Origin of the sequence: Cohnella zeiphila, assembly GCF_014212055.1 — a bacterium.
GTDB lineage: Bacteria > Bacillota > Bacilli > Paenibacillales > Paenibacillaceae > Cohnella > Cohnella zeiphila.
The window spans coordinates 52,226-66,321 of record NZ_JACJVO010000036.1 but is presented as its reverse complement, the minus strand read 5'-3'; the positions used below and the strand labels follow the sequence as shown (position 1 = coordinate 66,321).

The 14,096-nt window shown below is 57.5% G+C and carries 12 protein-coding genes; all 12 read right to left on the bottom strand.

The window, feature by feature from the left end; all coding sequences use genetic code 11:
• Positions 1-2 precede the first annotated feature (2 nt).
• Entirely contained in the window at positions 3-1,478 is a 1,476-nt protein-coding gene (gucD, locus tag H7C18_RS27785; protein WP_238358014.1) for an alpha-ketoglutaric semialdehyde dehydrogenase GucD, read from the bottom strand.
• A 13-nt stretch (positions 1,479-1,491) separates the two neighbouring features.
• Positions 1,492-2,397, bottom strand: coding sequence for a fumarylacetoacetate hydrolase family protein (locus H7C18_RS27780; protein WP_185132390.1), 906 nt, complete (start codon positions 2,395-2,397; stop codon positions 1,492-1,494).
• Between the two features lie 98 nt (positions 2,398-2,495).
• Positions 2,496-3,254, bottom strand: a complete 759-nt coding sequence (locus H7C18_RS27775; protein WP_185132389.1) for an IclR family transcriptional regulator — start codon at positions 3,252-3,254, stop codon at positions 2,496-2,498.
• Positions 3,255-3,339: 85 nt separating this feature from the next.
• Positions 3,340-3,480 carry a hypothetical protein gene (locus H7C18_RS27770; RefSeq protein WP_185132388.1) on the bottom strand — a complete coding sequence of 47 codons (141 nt, stop codon included), beginning with the start codon at positions 3,478-3,480 and terminating at the stop codon, positions 3,340-3,342.
• 124 nt (positions 3,481-3,604) lie between these two features.
• The gene (kduD, locus tag H7C18_RS27765) at positions 3,605-4,363 is read right to left on the bottom strand and encodes a 2-dehydro-3-deoxy-D-gluconate 5-dehydrogenase KduD (RefSeq protein ID WP_185132387.1); all 759 of its coding nucleotides are present in this window, start codon (positions 4,361-4,363) and stop codon (positions 3,605-3,607) included.
• 108 nt (positions 4,364-4,471) lie between these two features.
• On the bottom strand, positions 4,472-5,794 hold the full coding sequence (locus H7C18_RS27760; protein ID WP_185132386.1) for an ABC transporter substrate-binding protein: 1,323 nt from the start codon (positions 5,792-5,794) through the stop codon (positions 4,472-4,474).
• A gap of 111 nt (positions 5,795-5,905) precedes the next feature.
• Positions 5,906-7,477, bottom strand: a complete 1,572-nt coding sequence (locus H7C18_RS27755; RefSeq protein ID WP_185132385.1) for a response regulator transcription factor — start codon at positions 7,475-7,477, stop codon at positions 5,906-5,908.
• A gap of 1 nt (position 7,478) precedes the next feature.
• Entirely contained in the window at positions 7,479-9,230 is a 1,752-nt protein-coding gene (locus H7C18_RS27750) for a cache domain-containing sensor histidine kinase (protein ID WP_185132384.1), read from the bottom strand.
• A 6-nt stretch (positions 9,231-9,236) separates the two neighbouring features.
• Positions 9,237-10,079 (bottom strand): carbohydrate ABC transporter permease, encoded by an 843-nt coding sequence (locus H7C18_RS27745; protein WP_185132383.1) that lies wholly within the window; start codon positions 10,077-10,079, stop codon positions 9,237-9,239.
• 4 nt (positions 10,080-10,083) lie between these two features.
• Complete coding sequence (locus tag H7C18_RS27740; RefSeq protein ID WP_185132464.1) at positions 10,084-10,947, bottom strand: carbohydrate ABC transporter permease; 864 nt, start codon at positions 10,945-10,947, stop codon at positions 10,084-10,086.
• A 49-nt stretch (positions 10,948-10,996) separates the two neighbouring features.
• Entirely contained in the window at positions 10,997-12,928 is a 1,932-nt protein-coding gene (locus H7C18_RS27735; RefSeq protein ID WP_185132382.1) for a DUF8034 domain-containing protein, read from the bottom strand.
• On the bottom strand, positions 12,915-13,964 hold the full coding sequence (locus tag H7C18_RS27730; RefSeq protein WP_185132381.1) for a zinc-dependent alcohol dehydrogenase: 1,050 nt from the start codon (positions 13,962-13,964) through the stop codon (positions 12,915-12,917). Before H7C18_RS27730 ends, H7C18_RS27735 begins: the two co-directional genes overlap by 14 nt.
• Positions 13,965-14,096 lie beyond the last annotated feature (132 nt).

Below are 14,096 nucleotides of genomic sequence, written 5' to 3'. Positions count from 1 at the left end.
GTTCAGGGCTTGACGAACACCGTCTTGATCTCCGTGAAGAACTCGATTGCCGCTTGTCCTTGTTCGCGCGAATGGGAGCTGGAACCTTTCATTCCGCCGAACGGAGCTTGCAGCTCGACGCCTGCCGTCTCCGCATTGACACGGACGAGACCCGCTTCCGACTCCCGGGCGAACGTCAGTGCGTTCGCAAGATCGCGCGTATAGAGCGAAGCGCTGAGCCCGAAATCCGTGTCGTTCGCCAGCTCGATCGCTTCCTCCAGGTCGCGCGCTTCCATCAACGCCAGCACCGGTCCGAAAATTTCCTCCCGCGCGATGGTCATCCCAGCCGTCACCCGGTCAAAAACGGCGGGAGAGACGAAGAAGCCGTCCGCAAGCGCAGGATCGCCCGGCCGCTCGCCTCCGACGAGAAGCTCTGCCCCTTCTTCCCTCCCTTTGCGAATATATTCGAGTACCGTCTCATACTGCTTCTGGCTCGCGCAAGGGCCAAGCCAAGTGTCCGCATCCAGACCGTCGCCGATCCGCAGCGATTTGATCTTGGCCAGCAGCTTCTCTTTAAAGGGCTCGTAAACGTCGCGCACGACAATGACGCGGCTGGTGGCCGTGCACTTCTGACCGGTGGATCTCAGCCCGCCGCTGATTGTCGCTTCCGCTGCCAGGTCGAGATCGGCGTCGGCGGCGACGACGATCGGATTTTTGCCGCCCATCTCCAGCTGATATTTCGCGCCGCGCGCCAGCGCGATCTGACCGACTCGCTTGCCGACCGCGTTGGATCCCGTGAACGTCACGCCGTGGATGCCGGGATGCTCGGCAATGCCCTGGCCGATGACGGCTCCGTCGCCCATGACCATATTCAGAACTCCCGCCGGAAAACCGGCCGCGTGAAAGCACTCCATCACGAGAGCGGCGGTGACGGCGGTCTCGATCGCAGGCTTCCAAACAACCGTGTTCCCGTAGATCAAGGCCGGCGCGATCTTCCAGAGCGGAATCGCCACCGGGAAATTCCACGGCGAGATCACGCCGACCACGCCAAGCGGGACGCGGGTCGTGTACATGAGCGCGTCCGCGTCCGTCGACGGAATGACGTCGCCGACCGGACGCATGCCTTCGCCGGCATAGTAGCGAAGGATGGCAGCGCCTCGCGCCGTTTCGCCCTTCGCCTCGCCGATCGTCTTGCCCATCTCCCGCGTCATGGCCCGCCCGATCTCTTCCATGCGGCTCTCCAGCAGATCCGCCGCCTTGAACAGCAGCGCTCCGCGCTGGGCGCCGGCCAGCTTCCGCCAAGCCCGCCTAGCCGAGTCGGCCGCCGCGACCGCCGCTTCGAGATCGGCCCGGTCCGAATCGGGCGCAAATCCGACCGTCTCGCTCCTGCGGGCCGGGTTCGTGCTCGGTACCCGGCGGCCGGAAGCCGGCGGCCGCCATTCGCCGCCGATATAATTGTCGACAGTCATGGTCTCGGCATTTTCTTCATATTTCGTCATCGAATCGTCCTCCCTATTCGCTTACAAGCTCCGGTTCTATCTCATTCGCATAGACCGCCGTGTTCGCCAGCGTGCCGATTCCTTCGATCTCGATCTCGATCCGATCGCCCGACCGCAGCGTAAATTGGTTCGGCGGGACGAGACACGTTCCGGTCAGCAGCACCGTTCCGTCGAACAGCTCGTTGTCCCGCTTCAAGAAGCGGACAAGCTCGTCCAACCGGCGTTTGAGTTGGCTTGTATTCGCCGTCTCTTCAACGACTTTCGCCCCGTCCCGGTATATGCGGCAGGCTATGCCGAGAGAATAGGGATCCTCCACGGTCTCCGCCAGCCGCACGAACGGACCGATGGCGCAGGAACGTCTCCAAATCTTGGCTTGCGGCAGATATAAAGGGTTCTGCCCCTCAATATCGCGGCAGCTCATGTCGTTGCCGACCGTATAGCCGACGACCGCGCCCGTTCGGTCCAGCACAAGCCCCAGTTCCGCTTCCGGCACCTGCCAGGAGGAATCGCTCCGCAGGCAAACGCGCTCTCCGGGTCCGACCGTTCGGGCCGCAGTCGACTTCATGAACAGCTCCGGCCGCTCGGCGTCGTACACTTTGTCGTAGAACGTCTCGGCGTCCGTCCTGCCTTCCGCGGCTTCGAAATTTCTTGCCTCGCGGCTTCGTTGGTAAGTAACGCCGGCCGCCCATACCTCCGGCGCGTCCAGCGGCGTCGCCAGATCGAGCGAATGGGCAGGAGCCTCGATACGCCGGCTTTCTCGCAGCCGCGACCGGACGTATTCCTCCGTCGTTTGGCCCGCTGCCCTTGCCTGCCGGACCAACGCCATCAGATCGGAAGCTTCCAGCCGATACGCCGAGCCGTCCTCCACCCGCACTGCCAGATTCAGATTCGTCCCGTCTCGATAACGGAAGATAAGCATGAGAGCATCGCCTCCATTCAATTGTTTTACATTATAAAACCGCGTTCTGATTTATAAGCAGAAAAAGGCAAGACGCAGAAACGTCTGCGAGGGTTGCCTTATTTCCGGCGAAAGCCGAGACCGGACGAGATTCGATCCGCCGTCTCGCTGAGCCGCCTGGCGAACGAAGCCAATTCCTCGTCGTCCACCGTGGCGGCCATTGTCGATATGCTGATGGCCGCCGCGACGTTTCCGGCATGATCGTATACCGGCGCCGACGCGCAGCGCACGCCGGGCTCGTTTTCCTCCCTGTCGTAAGCGACACCCTTGTCCCGCACGGATCGCAGCTCGTCGCGAAAAGCCGCCTCGCTCGCAATCGTATGAGGCGTGTGGCGGGAATATTCATAGTTCTTCAGCAGACGCTCCCGTTCCGCGTCGGGCATAAAGGCGGCCAGAACCTTGCCGACTGCGCTGCTGTGCAGGGGAACGCGGCGCCCGATCCGGGAATAGCGGATCGCGGCTCTGCTTCCCTCGACTTTGTCGATATAGACGCCTTGCGCCCCGTCCCGAATGACCAAATGCACGCTCTGCCCCGTTTCGTCGGACAGCTCTCGCAACGGACCGCCAGCGATCTCGCGAATATCGAAGCCTTGCAGCAGCAACTGTCCCTTCTCGAGCAGACGCATGCCGAGCCGGTACAGACCGTGCTCGTCCTGCTCGATATATCGATGCAGCTGCAGCGTCTTGAGCAGGGAGTGAACCGTGCTTTTGTGCAGGCCCATTCGCGCGCTGATCTCGGTAATTTTCAATTCGCGGTGATTCTCGTCGAACAAATCCAGAATGTTAAGCGCACGGTCGAGAGACTGAATGATCGGCATAAATCGATAGATAGGCTCCTTGATTTTATAATATAAAACTATGTACTATATTATTGTAACAGATACTCTTTCCTTGCGCCATAAGCTATTCATCTGTCGAATCCGCTTTGCCGTATCCAGGCGAATGCACCGCGGCGGCCGGCTTGCCGGCGAAGAAGTCGTCCTCGTACCAGATGATCGGCGCCGCCGCGCCGGGAGTTCCGGAATACCGCACCATTACGTGCACGTATGCGTCTTGCTCAGAAATACAAAACAGCCCTCCCAAAAAGCGGAGGGCTGCTAACGGAGCCGGCACTATGCTTGCTTACCGACCCGGCATAATTCTTTTCTCCTTGCGTCGAACCTGTCTTTTAACGCACCATCCAGCCGCCGTCGACGCACAGCACATGGCCGTTCATGTAATCCGACGCGGCGGACGCCAGGAACACGGCGGGGCCGACCAGGTCGGTGTCCGCGCCCCAGCGTCCCGCCGGAATCCTTTCGAGAATCTGGCGGCTGCGATTCTCGTCGGCACGCAGCGCTTCGGTATTGTCGGTGCTCATGTAGCCCGGCGCGATCGCATTCACCTGAATCCCCTTCGGCGCCCATTCGGTAGCCAGCGCCTTCGTCAGTCCGGCCACCGCGTGCTTGCTTGCCGTATAGCCCGGCACGTTGATGCCTCCCTGGAACGACAGCATCGACGCGATGTTGATGATTTTGCCCGCTCCCTGTTCGATCATCCGCCGGCCCGCCAGCTGGCTGAGCACAAACACGGAATTGAGATTGACGTCGAGCACCTCCTGCCAATCCGCATAGGAATGTTCCGCGGCGGGTGTTCGTCTGATGATGCCCGCGTTGTTGACCAGAATGTCGATGCGTCCAAACCGTTCGACCGTTCGTTCCACCAACTCCGGCAGACGGCTGCGGTCCGCAACGTCGGCCGTTAGCGCCATCGCCTGGCGGCCGAGGGATTCGATGCGCCGCTTCGTCTCCTCCGCCGGCGTTCGGTTCGTCACGAGCGCCGCGTCGGCGCCGGCTTCGGCCAATCCGACCGCGATCGCTTGTCCAAGGCCGCGCCCTGCGCCTGTTACCAGCGCGATTTTCCCCGTTAAATCAAATAGCCGTTTCAATATCGTCTTGCCTCCCTCTAGCCGGATCGAAAAGAAGAAGGCCGCAGTCTCCGAAATTCATGAGGACCGAGGCCATCTTGTCTACTGCAGCGAATTATCTTTGAAGCCTTACAGCTTGACGATTTCGTCCCATTTTTTCTTCAGCTCGTCGTACGCCTGTTCCGGCGTCATTTTATCGAAGGCGACGGCCTGAGAGATTTTGGTCCACTCATCTGTCCAAGCGCCGAAGCCCTTCGGCCGGCTCGAGAACGGATTGGCGTCGGGCGCCACCCGGTCGATGATGTCGATTTGCGCCTTCGCCGACGAATCCAGAGTGGGAGTCAGATCGTCAAGCACTGGCTTGGAGACCGGAACGCCGCGAGCAAGCGTCAACGTGCGGCCGGCTTCTTTGTCGTTGACGAACCAATCGATGAATTTCTTGGCTTCATCCGGATGCTTGGACGCTTTGCTTACCGTAAAGAATTGGGAAGGAAGCATAAATCCTCCCGCATTCGATGCAGACGGTACCGGAGCCATGGCGTATTGACCGGGGTGTACGCTTTCAAAATTGGGGAATCCGGCCGAATAATCACGCTGCACCAGGATGGTTCCATTCATGAAGAGATCCAACTGCGGATCGTACTGCTTGTGTCCGGCCGTGACATCTGCCGGGGGGACGACGCCTTCCTTCCGAAGATCGGCGAACAGCTTGTTGAAGGCCAAATACGTGTCCCGGTCGATGTTGAATTTGCCGTCGGGCGTATGGATGAAGCCTTTCCCTTGGGCCAATTGATAAATTTCGTACTTGTCCGATTCCGTGGTCCCTGTCGCCATGGACAAGTCCATCATGAAATATTTGCCCTTCTCCAGCTTCGGCTGCGTCTCCTTTGCAATCTTCAGCCATTCATCCCAAGTGAAGCCCTTCTCCGGAACCTGAATCCCGAGCTTGTCGAACGCCGCTTTGTTATACATGAACGTAATAGCGTTCGCGCCTAGAGGAATGCCGTACAGCGTGCCGTTGACCTTGCCGGCGGACAGCAGCTTGTCGTTGATATTCGAGGTATCGATTCCGGCGGACAGGTCCGTCAATTGATCGCGCAGGGCGTAATCCATCAGATTGCCCGTATCGATCTGCATGATGTCGGGAAGATTGCGAGCGGCCGACAAGGTTGCCAGCTTGGTGAAGTAAGTATCGAACCCCATATAGGACGGTTCGAATGTCACATTCGGATTATTCTTCGAATACAGGTCCAACGCTGCCAGCGTTGCGTCGTGACGGACCTGGGACCCCGCCCAGGTAATTCCCAGTTTCACAGAAGAACCGGCCTTGGAACTTTCTTGCGAGCCCGCGCTTTCCTTCGAATCATTTGAATTCGAGCTGCCGCAGGCGGTGACCGTCAGAGCCACTGCGAGCGCGGTTGCACCCAGCCCGAACCCTCGAGCTTTTGACATTTGGATATCCCCCTCTATGCTGATTTCTCTTTTGATTATAGGCATCCGCCGCCGGGCCTCAAATGAGAGAAACCAACAAAAACTTCTATAAAACATCAAATAGCGGCCGCATTACGATTTGTTCTTCAGAACGTCCGCAGGGTTCACGCCGATATACTTCTTGAATTGGCTGCTGAAGTACGGAACGTTGGTATACCCCACCTTCATGGCAATCTCATAAATATAAAGCTTGCCCTCCAGAATCATCTGACGGGCTTTCTCCATCCGCACTCGGGTCACGTATTGATTGAAGGTTTCGCCCACGCCGTTGCGGAAAATCTGCCCCAAATAATTTTTTGAAATCTGGATCTCCTCCGCCAAAACTCCCAACGTCAGGTTCTCGTGGTAATGCTCATGCACGTAACGAACGGCGAAGTCGATGATCTGCCGATGCTTGACATTATCGGTCCAATACGCGCTGCGAGTGATCGTCTCCACGATCCGTTCCAGCCACTGCCGCAGCATCTCCGGGGAGACGTCTTCGCCCATATCGGCCGTCGGGTCGAATGTCGGCGCGATCAGGCTAAGCTCGATCCCGAGATCGTACAAGGAATAGGCGAGCGTAGCCCATAATTCCGCTCCCCAGATTTTCAGTCCCTGCTCGTCAAATACGCATCCCGAGTCGTGTCTGCCGATAAAATCATCAATGATTTTACGAGCTTCCTCCTCATGGCCGCGTCGGATCGCATACGCCAATTCCTGATAGAAACGAAAGGAGCGCTCGGGAGAAGAAAACGGAGTAGCGGCCATCTCGGGCTGCTCGAACATCCGTTTGAACGCTTCGGGAATCCCTCTCCAATCCTCCAGGACGGGACTGAGTTCGAGGGTCGCCGGAACCTTCAGCTGCGTGCTCAAATAGGACGCAAGCTCAGCCTTCAGGCGTTCGGCCTCGCGTTCGCGACTTCGAACGGGACGACCGGGCTCTCCATGCAGAATGACGATAAAGCGGCGGCTGTGCAATTCGACATAATCGAAGGAGGAGAAGGTCTTGCCGACCATTTCGCAGGTGACGTTCTGAACGGCGAACCGCAAGAGATTCCGCTCTCTCTCCCAGGCTTCCCAGCGATGATCGAACGGCAGGTCCAGGCCCAGCAATCGGTGGTCCCGTCCATTCCATCCGGCCACGATCTCCCGGATTTCCGGCAGCTCGTCCGAATATTCGGACACGCTTCCCGTTACGGCCGACTTCAGCCATTCCTGAATGACGAAAGGCTTGTAACGCTTGATTTGATCTTGCAATTGCCGATACTCGCTCTCCGTCGACCGATCTTGCTCCAGTCGTTCCGTCACGGAGGAGAGAACCGTTTTCAAGCTTTCCAGCGTAACGGGCTTGCTCAAGTAATCGTCCACGCGAAGCCGGACCGCCTGCCGCGCATATTCGAAATCCGAATAGCCGCTCAAGATGACGAATTTGCCGGCATAGCCCTCCTCTCGCAGAATCGCGATCATCTCCAGCCCGTTCATCACCGGCATGTTGATATCGGTCAGTACGATATCCGGCTGGAGCTCGCGAATGAGATGCAGCCCCTCCCGGCCGTCAATCGCTTCCCCGAGCCACCGAACCGCAAGCTTCTCCCAGGGAATGGATTCTCTCATTCCTTCCAATACGTTCGGGTCGTCGTCGATAATGACGATGGTCTTCATGTCACCCCTCCCTTTCCGTCGGCTCGTCATCCTGAAGCTCCGGTATAAGCAGCGTCACGAGCGTCCCGCCTTCCGTTCGATTGCTTATCGCTAACTGCGCGCCATTTCCAAAAAAAGCCGACAATCGCTCCCTGACATTGCGAAGTCCGTATCCTCCCCGGGTTCGGGAAGGCAATCGATCGGCTTCGGAAGGCAGACCTCTGCCGTCGTCTTCGATGACAATCCGCAGGCCGCCCTCCTCCTTCCTGCAGCGGATGGCGATCTCTCCGGATTTCCGGCCGTGAAATCCATGGCGAATGCTGTTCTCGATAAAGGGCTGCAGCGTCATCTTGGGCACCAAAAGCCCCATCGTCTCTTCCGGAACGTCCATCGCATACCGGATCCGGTCTCCCAATCGGATCTGCTGAATCCTCATATAGCATTCGCACAATTCCAGTTCCTCGGACAACGGAATCAGCGACTTCCCGTTCGACAAGCCGATCCGCAGCATCCTCCCCGTTAATTCAAGCACCCGGCTGATTCCGTCGTTGCCGTCCTTGATCGCCATCCAGTTCAGCTGGTCCAATGTGTTGTACAGAAAGTGGGGGTTGATCATCGCCTGAAGCGCGCCGATCTCCGCTTCTTTCTGCTTGCGGTACTGAACGCGGAGAGATTCGTACAATTCTTCGATCCGGTGAAGCAGCTTCCGATATCCGTGGAACAGTTGGCCGAATTCGTTCTGGTAATCCATCGGTAGCATCGCTTTCCCTTTCTCGGCGGGAAATTGGTTCATCGCCCGCAAGAGCATATAGATGGGATGGGTGAACTTCCGGTTCAGCAGCCAAAAATAAAGGACAAGCACAAGGATCGCCGCAATGCCGATCGAGAGCAAAATTCCCGCCATGCGCGCGCTTCCCGACACCAGGTCCCTCCATGGCGTCGTCTCCACAAGCAGCCAGCCCGATCCTGTGATTCGGGTCCAGACCACCAGCGCTTTTCCGTTGAGAAGCCGATACCCATTGCCTTCGGGCGAGGAGGCGACATTCCCCTCTCCCGTTCGCAATTCTTGAAGGCCGGCGCCGGGGATATCCTCTCCTACGCGGGTGATGAGATGCCCGCCCGAATCGAGCAATTGCCGATTGGTCCGGACGTTCTCCTCCAGAAGAAGCTTTTGAACCTCGCTCGCTTTCATGTTGATCATGACGATGCCTTCGTAATCTCCGCCGGAAGAATAGAACTTTCTCGCGAAGCTGACAACGGACTCCTCCCCCGTGTACGAGACGGTTCGGTGCTCGCCGATCCATGCGAAATCCGATTGATCGATCTGCGGATACCAGGGTTCATCTTGAATAGCCTTCAGCTCCATGAATCGCACAGGGTCGTTGATGCCGCTGAGGGGGGCATGGTTCACGAAGACATCGATGTTCAGGATCGCGGGTGTGCTGAAGGTCAGCGTCTGCAGCGAAGACACGACATTCTGCACCGCGACCAGGTTCTCGTAGGGCTCCCTCGGCGTACTGAACAGATTCATCAGCTCATTGTTGCGAACGGCGGAGAGCGAGACGGATTCGATCAGGGAGAGCCTTGCACGCAATTTCTCGTTTAACTGGGCGAGAATCCGCTCCTGATGGGAGGAAGTCGTTCGTATGATTCCCTGAACGGAGAAGTAGTAGCTCGTCCAGATCGCAACAGCAAACAGAAGCACGACGAAAATCGTCATGCTCCAGAAGTAAAGATGGCGGATATGAAATTTTTTGAACAAATTGTCGATCATAGCGAGTCATCCCTTGAGGCCGGTAGTCGCAATCCCTTCGACCAGATATCTTTGGGTGAAAAAGAAAAGCACGGCGCCCGGAACGATCGACAGCAGCGACATGGCGAACAATTGGCCCCAGGGCGCGGCGGACTGGGAATCGACGAACATCTTCAGCGCCAATCCGACCGTAAACTTCCCGATCGATTGAATATAGATCATCTGTCCGAAGAAATCGTCCCAATTCCACAGGAAACAGAAAATGGAAACCGTCACGATCGCGGGCACGAGCAGCGGGACAATGATCCGGCTATAGATCTTGAACGAACCGCATCCGTCCATCTTCGCCGCTTCGTCCAACTCCTTCGGAATGCTCCGGATGAACTGTACGAACAAGAAGATGAAGAACGATCCGCCGATCCCGCCGGCAAGCGCGTGCGGAATAATGAACGGCAAATACGTGTCGATCCAGCCGAACGAGTCGAACAGAATGTATTGCGGAACGATCGTCACCTGGTTCGGAAGCATTAACGTCAGCAAGACGATCGAGAACCAGAAATTTTTGAGCGGAAAATTCATCCTCGCAAAGCCGAATGCGACCAGACTGCAGGACACGACGGCAACCGCCACGACCGAAACCGCCAGCCCGATCGTATTCCCGAAAAAGATGCTGAAAGAATAATGCGTAATCGCGTTCCAGCCTTCGGAGAAGTTCTTGAGCGTCGGGTGATGGGGAATCAGGCTTGCGGAGGACAGCTCGTCCGACGGCTTGAATACCGCTCCGAACCACCACAGCACAGGATACATCATTACCGCACTGATGACAATCAGCAACAGATGCGAGGCGAAGCTCCGTTTCATGTTCTTCATGCGGTCAACTTCCTTCCGTCTCATAATGGACCCATGCTCTGGATGTCGCGAAGATGAGCGCGGTTACGGCAGCGATGATCACAAGCAAGATCCAGGCCAAAGCCGAGGCGTATCCCATCTGGAAATGAGCGAACGCCTTGTCGAACAACAGGAGCGCATACATATACGTGCTTTCGACCGGACCGCCCTTCGTGACGATGAACGCTTGCGTGAACATTTGAAAGGAACCGATCGTCTGGAGCACGAGATTAAACAAAAGGATCGGGGACAGGAGCGGAAGCGTAACCTGGAAGAACGTTCGCAACTTGCCGGCGCCGTCCACGGCCGCAGCCTCGTAATATTCTCCGGGAATTTGTTTGAGCCCTGCCAGGAAGATCACCATCGACGAGCCGAATTGCCATACCGCCAGAACGATCAAGGTTCCGAGCGCCGTCTCCGGCATGCCGATCCAGTTCTTGCCTTCGATGTGGAAGACGGATAGCAGCTGGTTGACCAGCCCTTGGACGCCGAATACATTGTTCCACAGAATCGCCACCGCCACGCTCGCTCCGATCAAAGAAGGGAAGTAAATGACGGTGCGGTAAAAGTGCATCCCCTTCAGCTTCCGATTCATCATGATGGCGATCAGAAGCGCTGCGGCCAGCTTGAGCGGCACGGACAGAAAGACGAACAGGACGGTCGCTTTCAACGAATGAACGAACGAGGTGTCATCGGTAAAAATATTCCGGTAATTGCTCATTCCGACCCACCGAGCCGGCTCCAGCAGCGAGTAGTCCGTGAAGGAAAAGTAAATCGATTGAATCATCGGCCATACGGTCAGGATGAGAAAACCTGCCAGCCACGGAGCGATATACAAATATCCCGTCATCGAAAGGTCGCGGTTCCTCCTTCGTTTCACGGATGTCCCTCCTTTCGCATTAAGTGATCGTTCTGGACTGAATCAACGGCGCCGGACACTCGGGTTCCCACGGCGTTTCATAGGAAGGCCGGTTGACGTAGCGTTCCATCGTCAATACCAGCTTCGCTCCGGCCTCCCGGCCGAGCTGAATCTGCAGCCATTTGCCTCTCACCGGTACGGATTGAACCGTCTCTCCCCGCTCGTCACGCACCTCGGCGCTCGTGAAGCGATGTTCTCCGAAGCCGCCGGCTTGGATCACGACTTCTTTCTCTTCGGTCTCGTCCAGGTTCACCAGGGTTAACGTGACGGAATCGTCCTCGATCCGCTCCACCAGCGCGCTGACCCGGGGAGGCAGACCCGGTCTGCGGGCCGCCGCATCGTAATATCGGACTCTCGCGTGCTGGAGTCCTCCGTGGGAAATGTGCATCGGCGCCCCCAACGTCAGCTGCAGCAAGCCTTCCGGATAGACCGGACACATCTCCTGCCACTTGTGAATGCTGGACAAGTCCTTCAGATTATAGCCGTCTGTGATCCAGCCGGCGGGCTCGCCCTCCGGAGACCTCATCTTGTCCAGCTGTCTCTCGACAAGAGTCAGGTTGGCCTTCAGAATTTTCTCCGGGTAGGAAGGATCGTTGCCGCGAATGTATTCGAACCACGGAACGGTATTCGCGATATAGTGCTTCGTCTCTTTGCCCGTATGGGGATTGCGGCCGGATACGATCGGGATCTCGACCTCTTTGTAGAATTCGGCGATGTCCAGCCGTTCGTACCGCCGAATATCCTGCGGATCCATGGATATGGTCCAAAGATAAATCGGATACGCGGGATTCGCCGGTTTATAGTCCGTCCAGCCGCTATCCAGATGCTTGTGCGGAACGAGCCATTTGCCGTCCAGCTGCCGGCGCAATTCCCAATTCAAGTCCAGTTGACGCCTGACGACATCCAGCCAATTCCGGTCGCCGGTCAGCAGGACGGCGTTCATGGCCGCGTTGGTCAGCGGTTCGACGATCGTAAACAAGCCGTGCGACCAGCGCCAGCCGTAATAGCCGCCCCACCATTTGCCCTCGTTGTATTCGCCGATGACGCCCGACAGTCCGACATTGTCCGGCATGATGCCGCCGTTGGCTTCCGCCCGTTCTCTCCACGCGCCCACATATTCGATCACCCACTGCCGCAGCTTCTCTTCTCCGCTGTGCATAAAAGCGTGAGCGATCAGGCTGGTGGCGTTGAGATTCAGGGGAACGTCCCCTTTCGCCATTCGCTCATTCATCTTTTGGATAATTTCTTTATATACGCGATCGTCCGACCACGGGCACTTGCCGCTCTTGATATCGACGCCTGTCAAATCTTCGAAGGGAGCCAGATAGTCGTCCAGAATGCCCCGATGCGTCATCCAGTCCTCTTCCGTCATGACGAAGCGCGGACCGCGGCTGCCGTTGATCGGCGAACGGATCAGCTTTCGCTCGGAGTCGTAATTGGGAGCTTCCGGATCTTCCCCCGTATACATTTGCGCGAAGCGTCGCGCCCTTTGCCGGTCTTTCAGGCTGTCCGGATCGGCCAAGCCGAGGAAATAGAAAAACAAGCTGCCTTCCCCGTGATGCATCCAATCGTAATAGCCGTCGAATTCGCGATGGATTTGCCCGTACTCCGTCCATTGCCAGGTAATTCCGTCGAACACCTTGCGGGCATGCTCGTACAGGGAACGATGGCCGCCCAATACGTACAGCAGCGCCAGGTTCATAAAGCCCTCATAAGGATCGTCGGATCCGTCCATGCCCGGCCAGACGCTCCTCCAGAGCAACGTTCCGTCGGGTTGGACGTATTTCCCGACGAATTCTTCCGCCGCGCGATTGAGCTTATCCATTAACTGCTGCTGCAGCGCCGCCCACTCCGGCGGTCGGAACGGACGATCGATCCGAAGCTTGACAGCCGTTTCCTTATACGCTTGCACGGGATCCCTCCTCCGCATGGCCGGCGCAATCCAGCAGGATCTTCATGACGCCCGCTCCGGACTCCATCTGCCGGAAGCCGTCTTGCAGACGCTCCAACGGATAAACATCGCTGATCAAGCCCTCGAGCGGCAAATCTCCGGAGGCCGCCAGGACAATCGCCCGTTCGAAATCTTCCTTCTCGTACACGCGCGCGCCCAGAAGCTTCAATTCCCGCCAGAAGAAACGATGAAGGTCCACCGGGGGCGGATCGCTGAAAATACCGACGACGACGATTCTTCCTCTCGTCCGGGGAAGCTGCGTCATCAGCCGCGCCCCGGCGGAAGAGGAAGTCACCTCGAATACGACATCGCAGCCCGCTCCGCCGGTGAGCTCCTCCACATATTCGGCGACGTCCCGTTCTTTCGGATTCACCGTGGCGATGCCGAGCTTCGAGAGCAGTTCGATGCGGTAAGGATTGATCTCGGAGACGAGCACGTTCGCTCCGTTCGCCTTGGCGACCAAGGCGATCAGCGTGCCGATCGGGCCTCCGCCCAGAATAACCGCGTTCTCGCCCTTCTTGACGTCTCCGATCCGAACGTCGTGACAAGCGACCGCGAGCGGCTCGATAAGCGCGCCGAGCTTCAGCGACAGCGAATCGGGGATTTTCAGCACGGTCTTGGCGGGGACGGTCCAGCAAGACTGGAAGGCGCCCGGCGTCTCGATGCCGATGAATTTCAGGCGTTGGCAAATATGCTCATGCCCCGCCCGGCATGCCGGACATTCGCCGCACGAGATCAGGGGCATGACGACCACCCGATCCCCCGCGGCCACATGGCTCACTTCCGCCCCTGCCGCCCGGACGATCCCCGACATCTCGTGGCCCATCACATGCGGGAACGTGACCCGATGATCCATGCGACCGTGATACAAGTGCAGGTCCGTTCCGCAAATGCCCGCGTAGGAGACGGCTATTTGCACTTCATCCTTCGCCGGTTGCACGCAGGTGCCTTCCGTAATCCGGATGACATGGTTTCCTTCGTAAATCGCTGCTTTCATCAGGACTTTCACTCCTTCAAAGCTTGATAAATCAAGTGTAGAGAATCGAGGCGGAAATACGTAGTAGAGAGATCAATAAATCGTTTCAATTTTTAAGAAAGTGAAAGGAACGACCCCTATAGGTCGTTCCAG